The organism is Halorussus salilacus, from assembly GCF_024138125.1.
Classification (GTDB): Archaea; Halobacteriota; Halobacteria; order Halobacteriales; family Haladaptataceae; genus Halorussus; species Halorussus salilacus.
In genome coordinates, this window is the sequence record NZ_CP099993.1 from 638,123 (window position 1) to 662,155 (window position 24,033).

Below are 24,033 nucleotides of genomic sequence, written 5' to 3' on the forward strand. Positions count from 1 at the left end.
TTACCCGCGCAGGACACCCTTCCGGTATGACTGCACTCGGCCTCGTCGTCTCGCGGTTCAACCGCGAGGTAACCGAGCAGATGGAAGAACACGCCCACGAGGCGGCCGCCGACCGGGGCGCGGAGGTCGTCGAGACCCTCCACGTCCCGGGGGCCTACGACGCGCCGCTGGCGGCCGACAGGCTGGCCCGCCGGGAAGAGATAGACGCTGTGGCGGTCGTCGGTACCGTCGTCACCGGCGACACCGATCACGACCGGGTCATCGCCGACGCCGCCGCGCGGGGGCTGACCGACGTGAGCCTCGACCGCGACACCCCGGTCACCTTCGGCGTGAGCGGACCGGGGATGTCGGGCGCGGAGGCCCGCGAGCGCGTCGGCAAGGGCGCGGAGGCCGTCAACGCCGCCATCGAACTCGCGGAGGAACTATGAAGTTCAGCGACCGCATCCGGCGGGTCGAGCCGAGCGCGACGCTGGCCATCTCCAACCTCGCCTCCGAACTCGAAGCCGAGGGGGCCGACGTGGTGGACCTGAGCGTGGGCGAACCCGACTTCCCGACGCCCGAGAACGTGGTCGAGGCGGGCAAGGCGGCGATGGACGCGGGCCACACCGGATACACCTCCTCGAACGGCATCCCCGCGCTCCGAGAGGCAATCGCCGCGAAGCTCCGGGACGACGGTCTGGACCACGAGGCCGGGAACGTCGTGGTCACGCCCGGCGCGAAGCAGGCGCTCTACGAGGCGGTCCAGACGCTCGTCGGAGACGGCGACGAGGTCGTCCTCCTCGACCCGGCGTGGGTCTCCTACGAAGCGATGGCGAAGCTCGCGGGCGGCGACCTGAACCGCGTGGACCTCGCGCCCTACGACTTCCAGCTCGAACCCGCGCTCTCTGACCTCGCCGACGCGATGTCCGACGAGACCGAGCTCCTGATAGTCAACTCTCCGAACAACCCCACCGGAGCCGTCTACTCCGACGCCGCGCTCGAAGGGGTCGCCGACCTCGCGGTCGAGAACGACGTGACCGTCATCAGCGACGAGATCTACGCCGAAATCACCTACGGTGCGGAGCCGACCAGCCTCGGCACGTTCGACGGGATGGCCGACCGGACCGTTACCGTCAACGGCTTCTCGAAGGCCTACTCGATGACCGGGTGGCGGCTCGGCTACTACGCGGGACCCGAGGAACTCGTCTCGCAGGCCGGAAAGCTCCACTCCCACTCGGTCTCGTGTGCGACCAACTTCGTCCAGCACGCAGGGGTCGAGGCGCTCGAACACACCGACGACGCGGTCGAGGAGATGGTCGACGCCTTCGCCGAGCGCCGGGAGTTCCTGCTCGACCGCCTCGGCGAGGAGGGCGTCGACGCCCCCGAACCCGACGGCGCGTTCTACCTGATGATTCCGGTGGACGACGACGACCAGACGTGGTGCGAGGCGGCGTTAGAGGACGCCCACGTCGCGACGGTGCCCGGAAGCGCGTTCGGCGCGCCGGGCTACGCCCGCATCTCCTACGCCAACAGCAAGGAGCGCATCGGCGAAGCCGTCGACAGACTCGTGGACGCCGACCTGCTGTAATCTCCGACAGAAGACTTATACTTCTCTCCAGAACGGTAGTACGTGTGACAGTTCGATCTCGCCTCGGGGTTCTCCAGCTACCGATAGCTGGCCTCGGCGTCCTCGTCGTGGCGTGGACCGCCTACCAGTTCGCGACGATTCCGCCCTCCCCGCCCGAGAGCGACGGGTTCGTCGAGGGGCTGGTCGGCTTCTTCCTCGGCGTGAGCGCGTGGAGCGGGTTCCTCCTCGCGGCGCTCGGGTTCGCCATCCCGCCGGGAGACGCCCCCGGAATCCGGTTCAATCGGTGGCAACGTCGACTGTTCGTGGGTGCCGCGGCGGCGGCGGTCCTGAGCCTCGCCGCACCGTTGGTCGCGCTACTGCTACCTTCGGTTGGCGTCGGGATGGGAGTCGCCGTTCGGACGTGGCTGGTGCTGTGGCCCGCCGCAGTCCTCGCGTTGGTCGGTGGCCTCGGATGGCGCGCCGCCGAAGCGGTCGCGGTGCGGGTTCGGGCGTGACTCACGCCCGCGCGAGCAACGTGATCCACTCGCCGTCCGAGAGCGACTCGACCTCGAACCCGGCGTCCGACACCAGCGACCGCAGTTCTCCGGCCCGATACAGCGTGAACCGACGGCTATCGCCCTCGTAGCCGTCGCCCTCTTTCTCGCCGTCGCCGCGCTTGACCGAGAGGTAGGCGACGCCGTCGGGTCGGACCGTCCGGCGGAACTCCCGGAGGGTCGCGGGCGCGTCCTCCCGGGGGACGTGGAGGAACGACGCGCACGCCCACAGGCCGTCGAAGGCGTCGGCGGCGAAGCCGAGGCTCCGCATGTCCATCCGCGCGAACGCGGCGTCGGGGGCCTCCTCCCGAGCGACCCGGAGGAACGCGGGCGTGAGGTCGGCGGCCACGACCTCGTGGCCGCGGTCGGCGAAGGTGGCCGACTCCCACCCGGGACCACAGCCCACGTCGGCGACGCGACCGGGTGCGCCGCCGGTCGCGTCCTCGACGGCTGTCAGGAACTCCTCGACCAACTCGGCGACGCCCGAGCGGTCGGCGTGGCGCTCGCGGTACTCGTCGGCGACCGACTGGTAGGTCGCCACGGTTTCGGGGTCGGTCACGTCCGGAGATTCGGAGCCGTCGCTCAAGAGTGTTGTCACGAGTCGTCGCGGCCCGGGCCGCGACGACTCGCGGGATGTTTCTGGGGCTCGGCCCTCCCGGGCTTAGCCGGACTGGCGGTCACGAGATGGAGCGATTTCGCCGCCGTTCGGCGGCGAAATCGCTCGGCGACCGTGCTGACTGACTCGCCAGCTATCTGTCCGTGACCGCGCGAAGCGTCCGAGGAGAGTTGGCCTCGGCTTCGTATTTAAACTCTCGCGTCCGAGTCTCGATGAAAGAACAGCCCCGGTCCTACTGGTCAAGACTCAGGCCGGGGTGCCACCGGTCGACGCCCGCCTCGGCTTTCACTTCGTCCATCTTCGCCAACAGTTTGACCGCGAGGCTCGCAGTTTCGGCGGCGTGGTTCTCGCCCTCGGTCAGGAACTCGCCGGTCTCGCGGTTGGCGAACACCGAGCAGACCGCGCCCGCCCGCAGGCCGTAGATGTTCGCGAGGGTCATGATGGCGCTGGCCTCCATCTCGATGTTCTTGACGTTGGCGGCCTTGAGGCCCTCGACCAGTTCGTCGCTCCCGGCCGCCTCGAACCCCTCGAATCCGGGCCGACCCTGCCCGGCGTAGAAGCTGTCGGCGCTCATCGTGATGCCGGTGTGGTAGTCGTAGCCGAGGCGCTCGGCCGCCGCGACGAGCGCCGAGACGACCTCGTAGTCGGCGACCGCGGGGTAGTCCTCGCGGACGTACTCGTCGCTGGTGCCCTCCTGACGGACGCCGCCTGTCGAGATGACCAAGTCGCCGACCGCCATGTCGGGCTGGATGGCCCCGCACGACCCCACCCGGATGAAGGTGTCGGCACCGACGCGGGCCAACTCCTCGACCGCGATGGCCGCCGAGGGGCTTCCGATACCCGTGGAGGTGACGCTGATGGGCGTCCCCTCGTAGTCGCCGGTGACCGTGCGGTACTCGCGGTGGTGGGCCATCTCCTCGGCGGAGTCCCAGAACCGGGTTATCTTCTCGATGCGCTCGGGATTGCCGGGGAGGAGGACGGCGTCGGCCACGTCGCCCTCGCCGACCTCGACGTGATACTGGACTTCGTCGTTGGGGTCTTCGCTGTCGCCGGGCATGAATACGGGACGTTCTCCCCGACCCCTCAAATAAGCTGTCGGTCCAGTCGGGGTCGAGACGGGTCGGAAGCGACGGCTCTCGGACCCGACCCTACTCCAGCATCTCCTCGGTGATGGTGTTCGGGAGGAGTTCGCCCAGCGAGTACTCTGCCACCTCGTCGCCCTCGTCGCAGACCACGGGCAGGTCGTCGTCGCAGAACTCCGCGAGCGTCTGTCTGCACATCCCGCAGGGCGTGACGCCGTCTCGCCGCGCGGAACTCACCGCGAGCGCATCGAACTCGCGGTGGCCCTCCTTGACCGCCTCCGCGATGGCGACCTCCTCGGCGTGGAGGCTGTTGCTGTAGTTGGCGTTCTCGATGTTACAGCCGACGTAGACCGTGCCGTCGGCGGTCCGCAGGGCGGCCCCGACCGGGTAGTCCGAGTATGGGACGTGCGCTCGCTCCTGTACTTCGCGGGCTGACTCGATGAGTTCGTCCATGGTGGCGAGGTTGGGAGCCATCGGTCAAGTATCCCCCGTCTGCGCGGTCGGCGCTCGCGCTCGCTCGACGCCCCTCGCGCGTGGGACCCCGGCGTTCACCTCCGACGACTCGTTCCCCCGTTAGCTCCCGAGCCAGTCGTTGTCGGACACGTCGTAGCCGTTCCGCTCGCAGAACTTGCGCGCGCGGCGACGGACCTCCCTCGACCCCGGTCGCTCGCCGTCGGTCTCCAGTCGCTCGACTATCCAGTCGGCCACGGCCGCGATTCCCTCGTCGTCGTCGTCCGGTTCGATGTCTTCGAGTGCCCGGAAGGTCTTCCGGTACATCTCGTACTGCTGTTGGCGGTCGTCGGCGTCGGTGCGGGAGTCGTCGGCCGCTTCGATGCGGCGCATCGCTGATTCGACTGTCACACCAGTACGTCGAGAGCCACGATAGTAAAGTTCCGGACCGCTCGGGCGGTTCGCTACTCCTCGCCGGACTCGTAGTGCTCGCCCGCCGCCGAGGGAATCCGCGTCCGGCCGACGAACGCCAGCACCACCACGACCGTCACGTAGGGGATGATTCCGATGAGGTCGCTCGGAACGTTGTACCCGACCTGCTGGAGGCGGAACTGCAACGCGTCGAGGCTCGCGAACAGGAACGACCCGCCGAACGCGCCGACCGGGTTGTAGTTACCGAACAGGTAGGCGGTGATGCCGATCCAGCCGCGTCCGTTGATCATCGTGGTGCCGCCGCCGATGAACTGCCCGACGCGGCCGATGGCGAGCCCCGCACCGCCGATGCCCGAGAGGAATCCCGACAGCAGGACGCCCGCGTACCGGACCTTCCGCACGTCCACGCCGACGGTGTCGAGCGCCTTCGGGTTCTCGCCGCTGGCCTCTATCCACCGGCCGAACGCGGTCCGGTTCAGGACGTACCACGACGCGGCCACCGCGACGAGCAACAGGTACACCATCGGACTGGCGTCGAACAGCACCGGACCGACGAACGGAATCTCGGCGAGTAGCGGGACCGTCCAGTCGTCGAACGTCCCGATGGTCGGACTGTTGACCTGTCCCCAGATGACCTTGCTGGCGAACGGCGCGAGACCGAGCGCGATGAGCCACACCGCCAGCCCCGCGATTATCTGGTCGGCCTTGAACTCGATACAGACTATCGCGAACAGGAGCGCGAACAACGTGCTCACCAGCACCGCGATACCGAACCCGAGCCAGAGTTGGGTCTGGTTCGGGTCGCCGCCACCGAGCGCGGCCGCGGCCGCCAGCGACGTGAACGCCGAGATGATGAGCAGTCCTTCGAGACCGATGTTGATGACGCCGGACTTCTCGGCGAAGATGCCGCCGAGCGCCGCGAACGCTATCGGAACCGTGAGCCGCAACACGGAGCTCACGTAGTTCGCGTCGACGACGATGGTGGCGAGGACGACCGCGATGTCGGTGATCGGATTCGCGGGGAACAGTAGCTCCACCGCGAGGAGCGCCGCGACCGCGAGCCCACCGAGCGCTACGAGTAGCCGACGACCGGTCGGGAGGCGGCCGACGCTCATCGGTCCTCACCTCCCTCGTCGTCGTCGGACGCGTCGGTCGGCCCCGAGTCCCGGTCGGTCCCGGGGTCTTCGGGTCCCGCCCCGTCGGCGGCGACCGTCGCGTCGTCGCCGTAATCGTAGCGAATCCCGATCATCCGGAAGAACTCGGGCATCGCGACGAACAGGATGACGAGGCCGCGGAGGATGCCGACGAGTTCCTGGGGAACCGCGAGTTCGAACTCGATGGCGAGGCTCCCGCCCTTCAACGCCCCGAACAGTAGGGACGCGGGGAGCACGCCGATGGGGTTGTTGCCCGCGAGGATGGACACCGTGATGCCGTCGAAGCCGAGCGACGGAATCCCCTCCTGCCAGTATCCGGCGACCATCAGCACGTACACCGCGCCGCCGATTCCGGCGATGGCACCCGAGAGCGCCATGCTCGTCACCGTCATCCGCTTGGCATCGACGCCGCCGTACTCGGCGGCGTCGGGCTGTTCGCCGCTGGTCCGGAGGTCGTAGCCGAACGTCGTCCCGCGGAGCATCCAGTAGACCCCCACCGCGAGGGCGATACCGCCGATTAGCACGAATATCGAGAAGTCCTGAACGCCGAGTAGCGACGGCGGGAACTCCGCGTGCTCGGGGACCGCCCGCGTCTGGATGTTCTGCGTCTCGGGGTCCTTGAACACCTCCGAGACGAGGGTGAGCGCGAGTCCCGTCGCGACGAAGTTGAGCATGATGGTGGTGATGACCTCGTTGGCGTCGGCGTACGCCTTCAGCGCGCCCGGAATCGCGCCCCAGACGCCGCCGACCAGCGCGCCAGCGAGGAGGCCGAACGCGGCGAGGACGACGCCGCCGACGAGTCCGGCGGGCACGAACGGCGCGGCCCACACGACTCCGAGACCGGTCCCGAGCGCGCCGAGGACGAGCTGGCCCTGCGTCCCGATGTTGAACAGGCCCGCCCGGAACGCGACCGCGACCGACAGCCCGGTGAACACGAGCAAGGTCGTCTCCTTCAGCGTGATTCCGAGGTTGTACGTCGAACCGAACGCGCCCACCACGAGGACCCGATACACCTCGATGGGGTCGTAGCAGAACGCGCCGACGCCCGGAATCGAGGCGAACGGGGTCGACGGACACGGCGACAGCACCAGCCCCGAGACGAGGATGACGAGCGTGCCGACCACGACCGACAGCACGAGCGCCGCGAGGCTGATGAGGATTCGCTCGACCGCCGAGGCGTCGACGAGTCGGCCGAGGGTTCGGCCGAACCGACCACCCGAGTCGCCTCCGCCGTCGACCGAGTCCTCGGCGTCGTCGCCGCTCATGCGTCGCCCCCGCTGGCGCTAGCGATGCTCGGGGCGTCCTCGGGCGTCTCGCCCGCCATCAGCAGGCCGAGTTGCTCTTCGGTCACGCGCTCGGGGTCCACGACGTCGACGAGTTCGCCCTCGTACATCACGCCGAGTCGGTCCGAGAGCTGTCGGACCTCGTCGAGTTTCGAGGAGACGAGCAGGATGGTCTTGCCCTCCCGCCGGAGGTCGAGCAGGCGGTCGTGGATGAACTCGATGGACCCCACGTCCACCCCGCGGGTCGGGTGGGAGGCGACCACCACGTCGGGGTCGCGAGCGAACTCCCGTCCCACGATGAACTTCTGCTGGTTGCCGCCCGACAGCGATTCGGCCTCGGCGTCGGGGTTCGGCGGGCGGACGTCGTACTCCTCGATGACCGCCTCGGCGTGGTCGCGGGTCCGCGACCAGTCGATGCGGCCGTTCTCGGCGTACGGGCGGGCGTGCTGACTTCCGAGCAGGCCGTTCTCCACGAGGTCGAATCCCATCACGAGCCCGCGCTCCTGTCGGTCCTCGGGGATGTAGGCCATCCCCTCGTCGATTCGCTCGCGCCGGGAGCGGTCGGTCACGTCCTCGCCGTGGAGCGAGACCCGTCCCGAATCGGGCGTCCGAAGCCCCGTGATCGCCTCTACGAGTTCGGACTGACCGTTGCCGTCCACCCCCGCGATGCCGAACACTTCGCCCTCGCGCGCCTCGATGTCCACGTCGCTGACCTGCTCGACGCCGCGGTCGTCGGTCACGCGGAGGCCGGACACCGACAGTCCCGCCTCGCCCACGTCGGCGGGGTCCTTGTCGGCTTCGAGCAGGACCTCCCGACCCACCATGAGTTCCGCGAGTTGCTCGCGAGACGTCTCGTCGGTGTCGACGCTCCCGACGTTCTTGCCGTCCCGAAGCACGGTGATCTCGTCGGCCGCCTCCATCGCCTCCCCGAGTTTGTGGGTGATGAAGATTATCGTCTTGTCCTCGGCCGCGAGTTCGTCGAACACCTCGAAGAGGTCCTCGACCTCCTGTGGCGTGAGGACCGCGGTCGGTTCGTCGAGAATCAGTACGTCCGCCCCGCCGTACAGCGCCTTGAGAATCTCGACGCGTTGCTGGACGCCGACGCTCACGTCCTCGATCCGCGCGTCGGGGTCCACGTCGAAGCCGTACCGCTGGCTGAGTTCCCGGACCTCGCGCTCGGCGCGAGCGCGGTCGACGGCCAGTCCGCCCCACTTGCGGGGTTCGTGACCGAGGACGATGTTCTCGGCGACGGTGAGCGTGTCGACGAGCATGAAGTGCTGGTGGATCATCCCGACGCCAGCGTCGATTGCGTCCCGCGGGGTCTCGAACGTCCGGGGCTGGCCGTGGAGACGGATTTGGCCGCCGTCGGGGCGATACAGGCCGTACAGCACGTTCATCAACGTGGTCTTTCCTGCGCCGTTCTCACCGAGTAGCGCGTGAACGGTCCCGGCCTCGACCTCGAGGTCCACCTCGTCGTTGGCGACGACGCCGGGGAACCGTTTGGTTATCCCGTCCAGAGTGACGGCCGTGCTCATCTTGGTCGGTGTTCCGGGCCAGTATGCTTAAGAGAACCGGATTTCCGGCCGATGCTTCAAACGAATTATCGGTGATTCGACCGACGTATCGGCGGAATCAGAGGTCGCCCGGTTCGGCGGGCACCTCGATGTCGCCCGCGATTATCGCCTCGCGGGACTCCTCGACGCGCTGGACGACCTCCTCGGGGATGTCGTCTTCGAGCCCCCGACCGTACACCGCCGCGACGCCGTCCTCTTCGAGTCCGAGCTCGTTGACCCCGCCGCCCTCGAACGCGTCGTTCACGACGCTCTCGACCGACCGGAACACGGCTTGGTCCACCCGCTTGACCATGCTGGCGAGGATGACGTCGTCGTACTCGGGCAGGCTCTCGGACTGGTCGGCGTCCACTCCAATCGCGAATCTGCCCTCCTGTTGGGCCGCCTGGAACACGCCGTTGCCGGTGCCGCCCGCGGCGTGGTAGACGATGTCAGCGCCCTCGTCGAACATCGACAGCGCGACCTCCTGACCCTGCGCGGGGTCGTTGAACGACCCGACGTACGCCGACCGGACCTCGATGTCCTCGTTCGCGTGGGCGACCCCGGCCCGGTACCCGGTCTCGAACCGCTCGATGAGCGGGACCTCTTGGCCGCCGACGAAGCCCACGAGCGACTCCTCGTTGGTCTCGCCAGCACCCGCGCTGAACTCGCGTGTCGTGAGCAGACCGGCGAGGTGGCCCACCTGGAACGACCCCTGGTGTTCCTCGAACACGTAACTGGAGACGTTGGGTTCCTCGACCGTCGTGTCCACGACCATGAAGTTCTGGTCGGAGAACTGCTGGGCGTTCTCCGCGAGCGCGTCCCGCTGGACGAACCCGATGCAACAGATGAGGTCGTAGTCGGGATTCGACGACTGGGCGAACCGGCGCTGGAGGTTCGCGACGTCGCTCTGGCTCTCGGGTTCGGCGTTCCGGAACTCCACCCCGAACTCCTCGGCGGCGTCCTGAACGCCGGTGTGGGCCATGTCGTTGAACGAGTTGTCGCCCAGCCCGCCCGTCGCGTACACCATCCCCACGTTGACCGCCCCGTCCTGTCCGACCCCGGCGGCCCCGACGTTCCCCACGACCCCGGCGGTTCCGAGCGCCGCGGCCAGCCCGCTCACGAACTGTCTGCGTGTGTTTCTCCCCCACATACCCCTCATCTCGACACCCCGGGCAAAGAAATCGACGCTTTGTTGCCGGGCGACTCGCGCGAAACCGACGAGTTCCGACTCGTCGGCGAATTCAGACTTCCGGACGAATCCCACCGCGCCGACCTCGGCCGCGGCCGAGGTCGGCGGGGCGAACCGACGGCCTCAGACCTCGTCGGGGTCGGTCGGCACCTCGATGTCGCCGTCCACGATGGCGTCGTGGGAGTCTTCGAGCGTGGACGTGACCTCCTCGGGGATGTCGTCTTCGAGTCCCTGACCGTAGACGACCTCGACGCCGTCCTGTTCGAGGCCGAGCTCGTTGAGTTGGCCGCCCTCGAACTCGCCGTTCACGACGTTCTCGACCGAGCGGTACACCGCCTCGTCGACGCGCTTGACCATGCTGGCGAGGATGACGTCGTCGTACTCGGGCAGGCTCTCGGACTGGTCGGCGTCGACGCCGACCGCGAACCGGCCCTCCTCCTGGGCCACCTTGAACACGCCGTTGCCGGTGCCGCCCGCGGCGTGGAAGATGACGTCCGCGCCCTCGTCGAACATCGACAGCGCGATCTCCTGGCCCTGCGCGGAGTCGTTGAACGACCCGGCGTACGCCGACCGGACCTCGATGTCCTCGTTGGCGTGCTTGACTCCGGCCGTGTATCCGGCCTCGAACTTCTCGATGAGGGGGGACTCCTCGCCGCCGACGAACCCGACGACCGCGTCGTCGGTGGTCTCGCCAGCGCCCGCGCTGAAGTCCATCTCGGTCAGCAGACCGGCCATGTGACCGACCTGGAACGACCCCTCGTGTTCGCGGAACGTGTAGCTCTCGACGTTCGACTCTTCGACCACCTCGTCGACGACGGTGAAGTTCTGGTCGGAGAACTCTTGGGCGTTCTCCGCGAGCGCGTCGGCCTGCACGTAGCCGATGCAACAGATGAGGTCGTAGTCGGGGTCCGACGACCGGGCGAACCGGCGCTGGAGGTTCGCGACGTCGCTCTGGCTCTCGGGTTCGGCGTTCCGGAACGAGATGCCGAACTCGTCCTCGGCGCCCTGAACGCCGGTGTGAGCCATGTCGTTGAACGAGTTGTCACCGAGCCCACCCGTCGCGTACACCATCCCGATGTCGCCCGCGCTGTCGTCTCCGCCGTCGGAGCCGCTCTCGGTCCCCTCGTCGTCCGAGCCGTCGCTTTGGTTGCCCTCGTCGTCCGAGCCGTCGTCTTGGCCGCCGAGACATCCCGCGAGACCGGTCACGCCAACCGCGCCCGCGCCACCTGTGAGTTCGAGGAATCGCCGCCGCCGCGGATCTATTTTCACCATCTCTACCAGAGAGACACGGACAGTTCGGCATAAATTCGTCGCTTCAGCTATCGGACGGTGGGAGATAGTAGAATCAGCGAGCGCTACGGCGACGAATGCTACTCCGAGTCGCCGACCGCGGTCGCCTCGACGGCCGCCTCGACGACCGCGACCGCCTCGGCCACCAGCGCGTCGACGTCGTCGCTCTCGGCGTAGACCCGGACGTACGGCTCCGTGCCGCTCGGCCGGACCAGCACCCACGACCCGTCCGGGAAGGCGGCCCGGACGCCGTACTCGGTCTCGACCGACGCCTCGGGGAACCGCTCGGGAATCGCGGTCTCCAGTCGCTCCATCGCCCCGCCCTTGGCGGCGTCGGGACACGAGACGCTGCGCTTGCGGTAGGGGCGCTCGGTCACGGGCTCTCGGAGGGGGCCGACCCCGCCAGCCTCCGCGACGAGTCGGCAGACGACCGCGGCGCTGGTGACGCCGTCTATCCACCCGCCGAAGCGGGTGTGGACGTGCTTCCACGGTTCGGCCGCGAACGCGACCTCGGTGTCGGGGCCGCCGTCCTCGCGCGCGGTCGCGATGCCCTCGTGGAGCGCGCCGAGTCGAACGCGTTCGACTCGGCCCCCCTCGGCCTCGACGCGCTCGTCGATTCGTCCGGACGCGTTCGGCGTCGTGACGACCACGGGGTCGGCGGCGTCGCTCTCGCGAGTGTAGTGTGCCGCGAGGACCGCGACCACGGTGTCCTCGTGGACAACCTCCCCGTCGGAGTCGACCACGACGATGCGGTCGGCGTCGCCGTCGTGACCGATGCCGAGTTCGGCGTCGCCGGTCCGAACGAACTCCCGGAGGTCGGCCAGCGTCTCGGGGGTGGGCTTGCTCTCGCGGCCGGGGAAGTGGCCGTCGACGTTCGCGTTGAGGGTGACGACCTCCGCGCCGAGCGCCCGGAGTACCTGCGGCGTGGCGAGCGCGGCCACGCCGTTACCGCAGTCGACCGCGACCCGGAGGCCGTCGAGGGGCGCGCCCTGCTGGCGCGCGTCATCGGACTGCGTCCGATTGCTCGTCGAGCTTCGCTCGACGGTGTACTCGACCACGGCGTCGCGGTAGGCGTCGAGGACGCCCACGCGCTCGCTGTCGCCCCACTCGTCCCACGCCCCCGGCGGGTCGTCGGCCTCGACCCGGTCTTCGACGGTCAGTTCGGCCTCGCGGTCGTACTCCTGCCCGTCGGCGAACAGCTTGATTCCGTTGTCGGTCGGGGGGTTGTGGCTCGCGGTGATCATCACGCCGCGCCGCCCCCGCGAGGCGAACGCGAGCGCGGGGGTCGGGAGTCGGCCCGCCCGACGCACGTCGGCACCGGCGCTCTCCAGTCCGGCCTCCATCGCGGCCGCCAGCGCCGGGCCGGTCTCGCGGCCGTCGCGCGCCACGACGAACTCCGACCCGTCGCGGCCCGCCGCCCGCCCGACCGCGAGCGCCAGTTCCGGCGTCACCGTCTCGACTGCGCTCCCGCGGATGCCCGCGGTTCCGAAGAGGTCCATGCCCGACACTCACGGTCCCGGATACTTAGCTTTCCTCGGTTCGCGCCTCGGTCGCCGCCCGGCGACCGAGGCGCGTCGGCGGCGGATGCGGGGGTGGAAAGCGAGGCACGTCGGCGTCCGGTGCGGGGGCGGAAAGCGAGGCGCGTCGGCGGGCGAGGCGAGGGACGCGACCGGACGCCGTCGAACCCCGTCGCTCTGCCGATTACTGAACCCTTTTGGGCCGACGCCCGGTAGGTGGAGACGAGCATGACCGACGCAGACGCACTCGACCTCGACTTCGTCCAGTTCGGCGGAACCGGAATCCACACGAGCGAACTCCAGTTCGGCACCTGGCGGTTCGGCAAGGAGACCGAGCAGGGCAACGTCGAGATCGACGAGGACCGCGCGTACGAACTGCTCGACGCCTACGAGGCGGCTGGCGGGCGCTTCATCGACGCCGCCGACGTCTACGGCGGCGGCAAGGCCGAGGAGTGGATCGGCAACTGGCTGGCCGAGCGCGACCGCGAGCGGTTCACCGTCGCGTCGAAGATTTACTGGCAGATACGCGACGACGACCCGAACAGCCGGGGGACCAACCGCAAGAACCTCCGCCACCGGGTCGACCGCATCCTCGACCGACTCGACACCGACTACGTCGACGTCCTCTACATCCACCGCTGGGACGACCTGACCTCGACGCGCGAGATGATGAAGACGCTGAACGGCCTCGTCGAGGCCGGGAAGGTTCACTACCTCGGTGCCTCGACGCTGCGACCCAACGCCTGGAAGGTGGCGAAGGCAAACGAGATCGCTCGCGCCGAGGGCTGGGAGCCGTTCGCGGTCCTCCAGCCCCGCTACAACCTCGTCGACCGCGAGATTGAGGGCGACTACCTCGAGATGGCCCACAGCGAGGACCTCGCGGTCTGCCCGTGGAGCCCGCTCGGGCAGGGCTTCCTGACCGGGAAGTACAGCCGCGAGGACGGCCTCCGCGGGGAGTCGCGGGCCGCCGAGTCCAGCCGGTTCCAGGACGCCTACCTGACCGAGGAGAACTTCGACGTTCACGACGAGCTCGACGCGGTGGCCGACGAGGTCGACGCCACGCCCGCCCAGACCGCGCTCGCGTGGCTGATGCACCGGCGAGGGGTCACCGCGCCCATCGTCGGCGCGCGCACGACCGACCAGCTGGAGGAGAACCTCGCGGCGGCCGCAATCGACCTCACCGCCGAGCAGGTCGACCGGCTCACCGAGGCGAAGGGCGGTCCGTACGCCGGTCTCTGAGCGGCCGCCGGTTCTACCGTCGCCCCGTCCGGGGGCGCGGGTCGCGCCGATTCGTCCGAGGGCGCTGGCCGTCCCGACGACCGACGACGCAGTCGGCCCCGAACCCGCGAAAGCGGGGCGTTCGCCGTGACTACTAAGCGTTCGGTCGTCGGAGAAGGTACCATGCAACTGCCGAGTCTCACCACGCCGGAGGGGCTGTTCGACTACCTGCTCTGGAGCATCGTCCTGCTCGCGTTCGTCATCGCGGTGGTGCTGGTGGTGTTCGGGACGCTGTAGCGGTGGGCGGGCGAGCCCCCGGCGAGCGACACGGGCCCGTTCAGAGTTCGACGCCGCTCGGGATGAGGCTGTGCTGGCGCAGGAGGTTGCCCTCGCTGTTGTAGACGAGGAAGGTCCCCTTGTCGTACTCGACGAGGTCGTCGTCGTTGATGCTGATCTCGACGTGGTAGCGTCCGTCGGCGTCGCCCGACTCCTTGCCGTACTCGCGGGCGGCCTGGATGAACTTCAGCACGTCGTCGGCGTCCTCGTTGAGTTCGAGGACGAAGTCGCCCGTGATGCGGTTGGTGACGCTGACGACCCCGGTCGCGTCCTCGTCGTCTATCGAACCCTGGAGGCGGAACGCGACGTCGGTCTCTCCGGCGTCGAGCAGTTCGTCGTCCATCCCCGTGAGGCGCTCGCGGAGCGTCGAAGAGGGCCCCTCGAAATCGATGATTACGGTCGGCTTCCGAGCCTCGCCGCCCTCTTCGACCCAGTCGATGTTTCGAACGTCCAGCGTGAAGTAGTCGCGCCTCATTCCGTATGCCCTCGTATGGTCCGGCGCGTCATGAACGTAACGCCGCCGGAGGTCTCCGGACGGATGATTTATCAGACGTGTTACGGATGCTCTGGCGGCGCGTCGGCCGCGTTCGCGGCCGACGCGCCGCCCGCAGTCGCTACGGTTCGGACCGCGCACTGAAGGCGGCGTGGCCGTCCTGATAGCGCGTGACGCGGTAGCCCTCGTCGGTGAACGTGCACCGCAACCGCGGGACCTCGTTCAACCGGCGCCCCCGTGTCGACCGTTCGGCCGCCTCACGAAGCGATTGCTGGCCGGTCAGTTCGGGTTTCGGTTCTAATCCTCTCGTTACGACGACGGTCTCGCTCTCCCGGGACGAGCAACGAACGATGTCGCTCCGTCCCGCGCGTCTCGTCGGGCCGCTCTCGTCCCGATAGCTTTTACCGTCGGGGCTTCGCGGTCCTCCGCATGGTCTGGGTACGCTCGGAGTACGCCGGAGAGCTCGCCGTCGTGTCGGCGTGGCTCGCGGCGCTCGTCCCGTGGAACATCACGTACTCGACGCTTTCGGGCCTCGGAAGCGTTCTGTTCGTCCGCTTTCCGTTCGCGCAGGTGCGGTTCGCGTTCGGCATCCCGCTGGCCGAGGGTGTCGCGGTCTCGACCCCACTCGGCGCGCGGGCCTACCAGCAGGGCCACCCCATCGCGGCGGCCTACACCGCGTGGGCGGTCGGCGCGGCGGTCGTGGGCGCGGCCGTCCTCGTGAGCGTCCTGCTCTATCGCTACGAGGCGCGGTTCGAGCGCTCGCGGTTCGACGCGGTCCGGGTCATCGGCGGCCTGCTCGCGCTCGCGGGCGTCGTCCTCACGGCCGCGACGTGGCTGCTCTGGACCCGGGGGTTCCCGGGTCTGCCGATTCCGGTCGGGGTCGTCCTGCTGTACCTCCTCGGCGGCGTCCTGCTCGGTGCGCGTCGGGAGTGAATCGATAGGGCTTCTGTGGGTTCTGTGAGCATTTCGCGTGTCATTGCACAGTGAGAAATAGCTACGTCTTCGAAAGCCCCCGGACGCTCGCGGGCCTTCGGCCCGCGAGCGCCCGAAGACAAACCGCGTCTTCCGAGGTCACACTCGCTTCGCTCGCGTGACCGCCCGGCCCCTTTCAGTCCACCGTCGGAGACAGGCTCCGAGGAGCCCTCGTTCGCTTCGCTCACGAGGACCACCCGAGGTGAATTAGTCGCCCTGCACGACACGGCGTCGGTCCCGCGAGACGCCCGACCGTTGATTTAAGTACCGCCGATTCGATGTGGCGGGTGAACCGGTGTGCGGGGCACGATTCCCGGCCCGGACCCAGCCATGTCCCAGTGGACCACCGACGACGTTCGGATTCGCATCCAGGAGTTCGAGCGGACGCTCCGTCGGACCGCGGAGGTCATCCGGGGGTCTGCCGTCGAGGTCGACGGCTACGACCCCGACGACCACGGGCCGCTGGTCTCGTTCTCGGGGCTCGACGGCTTCGAGGAGGTCGACCGCTACTGGGTCAACGCCCCGTTCGCCTTCGTCTCGGTCAACTACGACGACGAGGAGAACGAGCACCGCTACCACGTCGTCGAACCCGACCTCGACGACCTCGAAGCCGACCTGCTCGACCGACTGCTCGAAGACATCCGCGACTCGCTCATCCACCGACGGGAGGTCGGCGAGGGGACCGACGAGGACGCCGAGGCGGTGCTGAAAGACGAACTCCGCGAACTCCTGTCGGTGTACGGCGTCGAAATCGAGCCCGCGAGCTTCTATCGGCTGTTCTACTACCTCTACCGGTCGTTCCGCGGGTTCGGCAAGCTCGACCCGCTGATGCGCGACCCCGGCATCGAGGACATCTCGTGTGACGGCTACGACCTGCCCATCTTCGTCTACCACGACGGGTACACCGACATCGAGACCAACGTGGTGTACGGCAAGGAGGAACTCGACAACCTCGTGGTCCGGCTCGCCCAGCGGTCGGGCAAGCACGTCAGCATCGGCGACCCCGTGGTCGAGGCCACCCTTCCCGACGGCTCTCGGGCCGAGCTGGCGCTCGGCGAGGAGGTCACCCCGCGCGGGTCGGCGTTCACCATCCGGAAGTACGCCGACGAGCCGTTCACTCCGGTGGACCTGATCGAGTACGGCACCTTCAGCCTCGACCAGATGGCGTACCTCTGGCTCGCCATCGAGTCGAACAAGTCGCTCATCTTCGCCGGGGGCACGGCCTCGGGCAAGACCACCTCGATGAACGCCATCTCGATGTTCATCCCGCCGCGCTCGAAGGTGCTGACCATCGAGGACACCCGCGAACTCGCGCTGTATCACGACAACTGGCTGTCGTCGGTCACGCGCGAGCGAAGGGGCGCGGGCGCCGACATCACGATGTACGACCTCCTCCGGTCGGCCCTGCGCCACCGCCCGGAGTACATCGTGGTCGGGGAGGTCCGCGGCGAGGAGGCCATGACGCTGTTCCAGGCGATGAACACCGGCCACACCACCTACTCGACGATGCACGCCGACTCGGTCCAGACCGTCATCAATCGTCTCGAAAACGAGCCCATCAACGTCCCGCGGGCGATGATACAGAGCCTCGACATCCTCTCGGTCCAGACGCTGACCTACGTCGGCGACGAGCGCGTGCGCAGGAACCGCACCCTCGCCGAGATAGAGGGCATCGACCAGCGGACCGGCGACCTCGACTACTCGACGGCCTTCTCGTGGAACGCCAACCGGGACACCTTCCGGCGCGACGACAGCACCGTCCTCGACGAGATACAGGACGAGCGCGGGTGGTCGCGGAGCCAACTCCTCGGGGAGGTCCGGGACCGCAAGCGCGTCCTCCAGTACCTCCGCGAGAGCGGCGTCACCGACTACCGGCGGTTCACCGCGATGGTCAACGAGTACTACGCCCACCCCGAGCGCGTGCTAGACGCCATCGACCTCGACGACCAGGTCTCGGCCGGGTTCGAATGATGCTCGAGTTCCTCCCCCTCGCGGTCGTCGCGCTCGTCGCGCTCGCGCTGGCGCTCGCGCCGCTGACCCGGCCCGGCGACCGGGTCGTGACCCACCTCTCGCTCGCGGCGTTCGGCGGGTGGGTCGCCGACCGCGGCAGGCGACACCGCGAGCGCCGGGGGCTCCTCCAGTCGGTCCACCTCGACGACACCTACCGGATGTACGCCGCCAAGACCCTGCTGTACTCGGGGGTCGCCGCGGTGGTCGGGAGCGTCGCGGGCGTCTACCTCGTGGCGGGGGTGCTGGCGGTCCTCGGAATCCCGCCCGAGACGATTCGGGCGACCCTCCCGACCCGGCTCTGGTTCCTCGCCGACCTGCTGGTCGACCCCGACCTCTCGGTCGGCGAACTGTTCGGCGTCCTGCTGGCCAGCAGCGCCGTCCTCGGCGCGGCCGCCGGGGGCCTGACCTACTGGATTCGGTGGGAGAACCTCTCCTACAGGGCGAACGCCCGCGAGCGCAAGATCGACGAGAGCATCGCGCGCACGGTGGCGTTCGTCTACGCCCTCTCGCGCAGCGGGATGGCGTTCCCCGAGATACTGCGGACGCTCGCGCGAAACCGGAGCGTCTACGGCGAAGCCGCCGAGGAGCTCTCGGTCGCGGCCAAGTCGATGGACTACGCCGGTCTCGACATGCTGTCGGCCATCGAGCGACTCGCCGACCGCACGCCAAGCGAGAAGTTCGGCGACTTCGCCGAGAACCTCGCCAGCGTGCTCCAGAGCGGCCAGTCCATCCCGGCGTACCTCGACGACCAGTACGAGCGCTACCAGGAGGACGCCGAGGCCCAGCAGGAGTCGTTCCTCGAACTCCTCGCCACCCTCGCGGAGGCGTACGTCTCGGTGTTCGTGGTCGCGCCCCTGCTTTTCATCACCATCCTCGTCATCATGGGGCTGATGGCGCTCGGGGACACCCTCTCGCTCCTGCGTGTCATCGTCTACTTCGCGCTCCCGCTGGCGAACGCCGGGTTCGTCATCTACCTCGACAGCATCACCGAGTCCCTGCGGGCGACCCGCGAGGACCGCGACGTGGACCTCGCTCCGGGCTTGCTCTCGGGCGTCCGGCGGACCGATTCGCCCGACGCCGACCGGGACGGCGTCGAGCGGCCCGCGGCGTCTGCAGACGCCGCGGGCCGCGGGGCGCTCGCTCGAAGCGACGGCGGGAGCGTCACCCGCGGCGAAAGCGTGGCCCGCGACGAGACCGCGTCCCACCGCGACAACGCGGTCGCCGGGGGCGTCGCCGACGCCCCCGGCGACCCGACCGATCCGGTGGCCGGGGGTCGCCCCGATGTCGACTCCGCCGCCGCGAACTTCGAGCGCCTCGACGCCTTCGAGCGCGTGCGCTGGCTCCGGGACCTCGTCTCGGACCCGGTCCGGACCCTCCGAGACCGACCGACACTCGTGCTCTACGCGCTGGTCCCGCTCGGCGTGCTCTCGGTTGCCGTCCGAGCGTGGCCCCACCTCGCGGCGGGGTCGCTCACGCTCCGACTCGTCGACGACTTCGTCGTGCAGGCCGCACTGGCCGTCCTCGGGGGGTTCGCGGTCGTGCAGGAGCTGCACCGGCGGCGCATCGCCGCCATCGAGGCCGCGGTGCCCGACTTCCTCGACCGCCTCGCCAGCGTCAACGACGCCGGGATGTCCGTCGTCGAGAGCCTTGGCCGGGTCGCGGGCGGGGACCTCGGCGCGCTCGACGACGAGATAGACCGCGTGTGGGCCGACGTTCAGTGGGGCGTCGACGCCGAGACCGCGCTCTACCGACTGGAGGACCGGGTGAACACCCCGACCATCACGCGGGTCGTGACCCTGCTCGGGAACGCGATGCACGCCAGCGGCGACCTCGCGAAGGTCCTGCGCATCGCGGCCGACGAGGCTCAGGACACCCGACGGCTCAAGCGAAAGCGCCGCCAGGAGATGCTGACCTACGTGGTCATCATCTACCTCTCGTTTTTCGTGTTCCTCGTCATCATCGGAGCGCTCAACAGCATCCTCATCCCGAACCTCCCGACCGGGGGCGCGCCCGACGGCGGCGGAGGGGTCGGGGGCGGCCCGCTGGCCGACATCGCCAGCGTGAACGTCGACGCCTACACCCTCCTGTTCTTCCACGCCTCGCTGGTGCAGGCGGTGTGTTCGGGCCTCCTCGCCGGGCAGATGGGCGAGACGAGCGTCAGGAACGGCGCGAAGCACGCGACCGTGCTGTTGGCGGTCGCGTACGTCGCGTTCCTGGTGATGCCGTGAGGCGGCGTTTCGGTGGGTGAACTCACCCTCCGGATTACGGCCGGTGACGCGAACCGCAGGGGTGGGACTGAAAGGGGCCGCCCGCTCGCGGGCCGTAGGCCCGTGGTTGCTCCGCAGGCAACTATTTCCGCGCCGGGCAGTGCTGAGAGGCGCGGAAATATCCCGGGGAGCAACCGCGAGCGGGCGGGGGCTTTCTGAAACGCCACCTTCAGTTACGGAAGTGCGAGGAGAAAGCCCCGCCCTTCAGGGCGGGGATGAATCCGACAATTGATTACACGGTCCACCGACGATAGCACGGCCTGATATTTCAATAGGTACTTAACCCATCAAAATCTAATTACAATTGTAATGGTCACGGTGACTGTCACCGCGAAGTTCCACAACCCATCCCTCTCACGGAAAAAAGAGTGGCAACACGCTGCTCATCTCTACCGTGATACCAAACAGTTCTGTATCGACGGATGGGAGAACGACGACTTCGGCAAGTCCGTGACCACCGCCAGCATCAACAACGACCTCTACTCGGCCATCCAAAACCAGGCCATCCGAGAAGCGAAATCCGACCACAACAAGGACGGTGAGGTTCGCTATCGAGAGAGTCAACCGTTCGCCGTCAACAACCAAAACTGGGAAATCGACACGACCGAGAACGGCACGGTTATCGTCGGCTTCCCGTGCGTCTCCCAATGGTGGTTCACCCCGATAGAGGTGTACGACGACATAGCCGACCCCGTAGACCGACTGGTCGAAGGAGACGCCGACAAGACCCGCCTACAGGTCTACCGTCGTAGTGACGACTGGTTCTGTACGTTCAACGTCAAGTATGACACCAACACGTCGGGTGAGACGCCCATCGGTGTCGATATTGGTGAACGACACATCCTCGCTGTGACGGCCTACGGTGAGGGTGAGTCGATGTTGGTGTCTGGTGGTGAGGCGAAGTACGTTCGACGCAAATATCGTTCCCTACGTGATTCGCTTTCGGAAGCGGGTGCGCTTCGCGCACGTAACCGCGTGGGTAACAAAGAACAGCGTCGAATCAAGGATTTGAACCACAAACTCTCCCGTCGTCTCATTACGTTCGCGGAACAGTTCGAGAATTCCGTCATTCGGATGGAAGACCTCGAAGGCATCCGTGAGAACAGTTCGTGGTCGGGTGTCCACTCGTGGCACTTCCACCAACTCCAACAGTTCATCACGTACAAAGCCGAACGCGCTGGTATCTGCGTCGAGAAGGTTGATGCGTACCATACCAGCCAGCGGTGTTCGGAGTGTGGTTCGATGGGAACCCGTGATGGCGACCACTTTTTGTGTTCGGAGTGTGGTCGTGGACGCCACGCCGACCTGAACGCTTCGGAGAATATCGCACAACGGGAGGGTGAACCATGCACGGCGTAGCAGTTCGGCTGACGCGAACCGTGCTACCTCGCTGGTTGAACAACCAGACGTCGTTGACGCCCGCTGTATGCGGGGAGGAAGGCCCCATTGACAGGGCTGTACGCGCTGAAAAGCACACCGTTGGTCACAACTCGGTGGCGACCTTCGACGTTCCACGCGAAAGCGTACTTGAGAACCGAGGAAACGCGCAACCTGAATATCCCCTTCGGGGAATCCTCGCCCTTTAGGGCGGGGAGGATGTCAAGCAACCACTATACCGAGCGGCTTTCCCGCACATCCGATGCCGTTTTGTCTCACCACCGCCCACGAACCGACATGGAGGACGCCGAGGAGTCGCCCGTCGCCGACGCGACTCGCGACGAGGTCCGGGAGACCTACGACCGCATCGCGGCCCACTTCTCCGCGACCCGCGAGTACCCGTGGCCGGAGGTCGAGGCGTTCCTCGCCGACCGGTCCCGGGTCGAGGTCGCGCTCGACCTCGGATGCGGCAACGGCCGCCACGCCGAACTCCTCGCGAGGTCGGCCGACCGCGTGGTCGGTGCCGACGCGAGTCCGGCACTCCTCGCGGAGGCCCGCGACCGCGCCGCAGACCGCGGGTTCGACGCCGACCTCGTGGGGGCCGACGCCGCGCGGATTCCGCTCCGGGACGCGACCGCGGGGCTGGCGGTGTACGTCGCGACGCTCCACCACCTCCCGTCCCGCGAGCTGCGAATCGCGAGTCTGGACGAACTCGCGCGCGTGCTGACACCCGGCGGGACCGCGCTCGTCAGCGCGTGGAGCACCGCCCACGACCGATTCGAGGAGAGCGAGAGCTTCGACACGACGATAGACTGGACCCTGCCGGGCGGCGAGCGCGTCGAGCGCTTTTACCACATCTACTCGCCCGCGGAGTTCGAGGCCGACATCGCGGCGAGCGCGCTCGAACTCGTCGAGTTCGAGCTTTCGAGCGGGAACTGCTACGCCACCGTCTCCCGGGCGAAACAGTAAGGCCCTTAACGCCCGGGGGTGAATTTCCGAGTGCGGGTAGAGTGACCGACTGCGCCGATGGTCTAGTGGTAGGACCTGAGCCTTCCAAGCTCATGGCCCGGGTTCAAATCCCGGTCGGCGCACTTCTGGGCCGAACCGATTCGAGTGATTTGACGGAGACGGGTCTCACCCCTCCGGAATCGGACCCCTCGCGAACGACACAGCAGGACAGACTCTTTCGACGACGAACCGCGGTACGGGACACCGATTTCTCACCGCTGGGAGATAGCTCTGGTACGCCCGGTAGAAGTAGACGGATACTGATTACTCGGAGAGCCGCCCGAGAAGGCGGTCCAAGAGCTTATTCTGCCGGTCTTCGCGTCGAGGACCCTTCGAGACGCTTTGGCCCTCGAACGCGTCGTCCTTGTCGGCCATTCTGTGTGTTACTATTCTTTTTCGGGTTATAATTCTTTGTGGTACGGTTCAGTATTCGAGGTGGTAGATGGAGTACCCCACGAACGGATAGCTCACTAGAATCAATCCAGCGGTCAGGAGGTCTATCGTGAACCGCTTTTCTGTAAGCGGGACGCTGGCCCAGATTCGGAGTGGGGCACGAAGAAGGCCCTCCATCGGCCCGACGAACGACGTTCCGAAGAGACCGAGTAAACCGACTGCCAAGAGCCCTCCCGTCGCTTTCAGATACCTCGGTAGCGACCACGATTCGAGGAGCCAAATCTTGTTCCAGAACAGGGCGGCGAGACAGAGACAGACCAACAGAGCGTGAACGAATATGAAATAGGTCTCCGCGTTCACGATTGCAGTTACGACTACGCCCCCCGAGAGATAGGCGAGCGCCCAGACCTCGACGATGATCGTATAGACCATCAGGTCGCCGTTTTCCTGTAGAACGTCGTCGTTTTCGGCTATCCAATCGGCGTATCCGCTCGCCAATCGGAAATACAGGTCCTTCGAGTTGTAATCGTCCTCTATCGCGTCTCTGATATCGTTGTGAGTCACTCCGATCTCCAGATTGGACGAAGTGTACGTGATTCCTGCGAGCGCGATGGCGACGACGAGCAACAGGAGGCCGAGAATGGAGTTGAGATTAGCGAAATACGAAAACGCCCCGTCCGAAGCGAGCGACATCGCACCGATGATGACACTCAAAAGCAGGACGTTCGCCCGATAGATACGAATCGCCTTGTCGTCGATGTCCGTGAGCGTTCGAGTCTGCTGTTCGAGGGTGTTTCGCCCCTCCTCCGCGATCTTACGAGCGGTTACGAGTGATGCGTCCGACGCTTTGATATCGATTCCGTCTTCGGCCCTCTCTTCGGACATGAGTTCCGGGGTATCGAAATCATCCTGACACCGAGGACATGATTCTTGCTATATTCATCTGGAGGAAATCAGCTGGCGAATCCGGCTACGAAACGGGCGTAACCTTCTGGACCTTCCGCCCCCTTCACCACTCATGAGCAAACGCCCCTTCGAGCGTCGAATCTACCCGTGCGAGAACTGCAGTCGCGACGTGACCGTTCGGTCGGTGTTCCGCCACTACGAGACCATCCACGGCGAGCGCCTCCTAGACCCCCGCCGCGAGGGACCCGACGCGTGCGCGCTGTGTCGCCTCGAACTGCCCGCCCCCGACGAGACCCACGGCTGGAAGCGCCGGGTCCGTCACTTCCGGGACGAACACGGCAAGCGCCTCCTCGACGTGGGGTCGCTCGGGTGAGACCCCGGGCGCTC

Annotated in this window: 22 protein-coding genes and 1 tRNA gene; 11 read left to right on the plus strand and 12 right to left on the minus strand. The window is 67.4% G+C overall.

From position 1 onward, the window contains the following. Nucleotides 1-26 precede the first annotated feature (26 nt). Genes ribH through NGM10_RS03295 form a run of 3 tightly spaced genes read left to right on the plus strand, consistent with a single transcriptional unit; the run spans nt 27 to nt 2,061 of the window. Nucleotides 27-428, plus strand: coding sequence for a 6,7-dimethyl-8-ribityllumazine synthase (gene ribH, locus NGM10_RS03285; RefSeq protein WP_253481784.1), 402 nt, complete (start codon nt 27-29; stop codon nt 426-428). After that, nucleotides 425-1,567, plus strand: a complete 1,143-nt coding sequence (locus tag NGM10_RS03290; protein WP_253481786.1) for a pyridoxal phosphate-dependent aminotransferase — start codon at nt 425-427, stop codon at nt 1,565-1,567. The genes ribH and NGM10_RS03290 overlap by 4 nt, the downstream gene beginning before the upstream one ends. A 44-nt stretch (nt 1,568-1,611) precedes the next feature. Then, nucleotides 1,612-2,061 carry a hypothetical protein gene (locus NGM10_RS03295; RefSeq protein ID WP_253481789.1) on the plus strand — a complete coding sequence of 150 codons (450 nt, stop codon included), beginning with the start codon at nt 1,612-1,614 and terminating at the stop codon, nt 2,059-2,061. Nucleotide 2,062: 1 nt separating this feature from the next. Here the strand turns inward: NGM10_RS03295 and NGM10_RS03300 are convergent, their stop codons facing one another. The 10 genes from NGM10_RS03300 to NGM10_RS03345 all read right to left on the minus strand — a co-directional run bounded on the left by NGM10_RS03300 (nt 2,063) and on the right by NGM10_RS03345 (nt 12,648). Continuing rightward, complete coding sequence (locus tag NGM10_RS03300; RefSeq protein WP_253481791.1) at nt 2,063-2,659, minus strand: class I SAM-dependent methyltransferase; 597 nt, start codon at nt 2,657-2,659, stop codon at nt 2,063-2,065. A gap of 289 nt (nt 2,660-2,948) precedes the next feature. Then, nucleotides 2,949-3,773, minus strand: coding sequence for a nucleoside phosphorylase (locus NGM10_RS03305; protein WP_253481794.1), 825 nt, complete (start codon nt 3,771-3,773; stop codon nt 2,949-2,951). A 91-nt stretch (nt 3,774-3,864) separates the two neighbouring features. Beyond that, nucleotides 3,865-4,251: a cytidine deaminase gene (gene cdd / locus NGM10_RS03310; RefSeq protein WP_253483747.1), complete on the minus strand. Its 387-nt coding sequence runs from the start codon at nt 4,249-4,251 to the stop codon at nt 3,865-3,867. Nucleotides 4,252-4,371: 120 nt separating this feature from the next. Next, nucleotides 4,372-4,659, minus strand: coding sequence for a hypothetical protein (locus NGM10_RS03315; protein ID WP_253481796.1), 288 nt, complete (start codon nt 4,657-4,659; stop codon nt 4,372-4,374). Nucleotides 4,660-4,712: 53 nt separating this feature from the next. After that, complete coding sequence (locus tag NGM10_RS03320; RefSeq protein WP_253481798.1) at nt 4,713-5,795, minus strand: ABC transporter permease; 1,083 nt, start codon at nt 5,793-5,795, stop codon at nt 4,713-4,715. After that, nucleotides 5,792-7,099 (minus strand): ABC transporter permease, encoded by a 1,308-nt coding sequence (locus NGM10_RS03325; protein WP_253481800.1) that lies wholly within the window; start codon nt 7,097-7,099, stop codon nt 5,792-5,794. Before NGM10_RS03325 ends, NGM10_RS03320 begins: the two co-directional genes overlap by 4 nt. After that, entirely contained in the window at nt 7,096-8,652 is a 1,557-nt protein-coding gene (locus tag NGM10_RS03330; protein ID WP_253481801.1) for an ABC transporter ATP-binding protein, read from the minus strand. The genes NGM10_RS03325 and NGM10_RS03330 overlap by 4 nt, the downstream gene beginning before the upstream one ends. A gap of 97 nt (nt 8,653-8,749) precedes the next feature. Next, nucleotides 8,750-9,820 (minus strand): BMP family lipoprotein, encoded by a 1,071-nt coding sequence (locus tag NGM10_RS03335; RefSeq protein ID WP_253481803.1) that lies wholly within the window; start codon nt 9,818-9,820, stop codon nt 8,750-8,752. A gap of 162 nt (nt 9,821-9,982) precedes the next feature. Then, the gene (locus NGM10_RS03340) at nt 9,983-11,131 is read right to left on the minus strand and encodes a BMP family lipoprotein (protein ID WP_253481804.1); all 1,149 of its coding nucleotides are present in this window, start codon (nt 11,129-11,131) and stop codon (nt 9,983-9,985) included. Between the two features lie 98 nt (nt 11,132-11,229). Continuing rightward, complete coding sequence (locus NGM10_RS03345; protein WP_253481806.1) at nt 11,230-12,648, minus strand: phosphopentomutase/phosphoglucosamine mutase; 1,419 nt, start codon at nt 12,646-12,648, stop codon at nt 11,230-11,232. Between the two features lie 246 nt (nt 12,649-12,894). Between NGM10_RS03345 and NGM10_RS03350 the strand changes: the two genes are divergently transcribed. Continuing rightward, nucleotides 12,895-13,905, plus strand: a complete 1,011-nt coding sequence (locus NGM10_RS03350; RefSeq protein WP_253481809.1) for an aldo/keto reductase — start codon at nt 12,895-12,897, stop codon at nt 13,903-13,905. A 316-nt stretch (nt 13,906-14,221) separates the two neighbouring features. On the opposite strand, the gene NGM10_RS03355 is transcribed toward NGM10_RS03350, so the two are convergent. Next, nucleotides 14,222-14,695 carry a DUF5793 family protein gene (locus tag NGM10_RS03355; protein ID WP_253481812.1) on the minus strand — a complete coding sequence of 158 codons (474 nt, stop codon included), beginning with the start codon at nt 14,693-14,695 and terminating at the stop codon, nt 14,222-14,224. A gap of 447 nt (nt 14,696-15,142) precedes the next feature. Between NGM10_RS03355 and NGM10_RS03360 the strand changes: the two genes are divergently transcribed. From NGM10_RS03360 to NGM10_RS03385, 6 genes are all read left to right on the plus strand, one after another. After that, the gene (locus tag NGM10_RS03360) at nt 15,143-15,646 is read left to right on the plus strand and encodes a DUF7549 family protein (protein WP_253481815.1); all 504 of its coding nucleotides are present in this window, start codon (nt 15,143-15,145) and stop codon (nt 15,644-15,646) included. Between the two features lie 369 nt (nt 15,647-16,015). Further along, a complete protein-coding gene (locus NGM10_RS03365; RefSeq protein ID WP_253481817.1) occupies nt 16,016-17,656 on the plus strand; it encodes a type II/IV secretion system ATPase subunit in 1,641 nt (546 codons plus the stop codon). Next, a complete protein-coding gene (locus tag NGM10_RS03370; RefSeq protein WP_253481819.1) occupies nt 17,653-19,923 on the plus strand; it encodes a type II secretion system F family protein in 2,271 nt (756 codons plus the stop codon). Before NGM10_RS03365 ends, NGM10_RS03370 begins: the two co-directional genes overlap by 4 nt. Before the next feature lie 348 nt (nt 19,924-20,271). Further along, complete coding sequence (locus NGM10_RS03375; RefSeq protein WP_253481820.1) at nt 20,272-21,321, plus strand: RNA-guided endonuclease TnpB family protein; 1,050 nt, start codon at nt 20,272-20,274, stop codon at nt 21,319-21,321. 315 nt (nt 21,322-21,636) lie between these two features. Then, entirely contained in the window at nt 21,637-22,308 is a 672-nt protein-coding gene (locus NGM10_RS03380) for a class I SAM-dependent methyltransferase (protein ID WP_253481821.1), read from the plus strand. Nucleotides 22,309-22,359: 51 nt separating this feature from the next. Then, nucleotides 22,360-22,430: transfer RNA gene (locus NGM10_RS03385), tRNA-Gly, on the plus strand. Nucleotides 22,431-22,770: 340 nt separating this feature from the next. Here the strand turns inward: NGM10_RS03385 and NGM10_RS03390 are convergent. Beyond that, nucleotides 22,771-23,625: a hypothetical protein gene (locus NGM10_RS03390; protein ID WP_253481822.1), complete on the minus strand. Its 855-nt coding sequence runs from the start codon at nt 23,623-23,625 to the stop codon at nt 22,771-22,773. A gap of 133 nt (nt 23,626-23,758) precedes the next feature. On the opposite strand from NGM10_RS03390, the gene NGM10_RS03395 reads away from it, so the two are divergent. Then, the gene (locus tag NGM10_RS03395) at nt 23,759-24,019 is read left to right on the plus strand and encodes a hypothetical protein (protein ID WP_253481823.1); all 261 of its coding nucleotides are present in this window, start codon (nt 23,759-23,761) and stop codon (nt 24,017-24,019) included. The last annotated feature ends 14 nt before the right edge of the window (nt 24,020-24,033 follow it).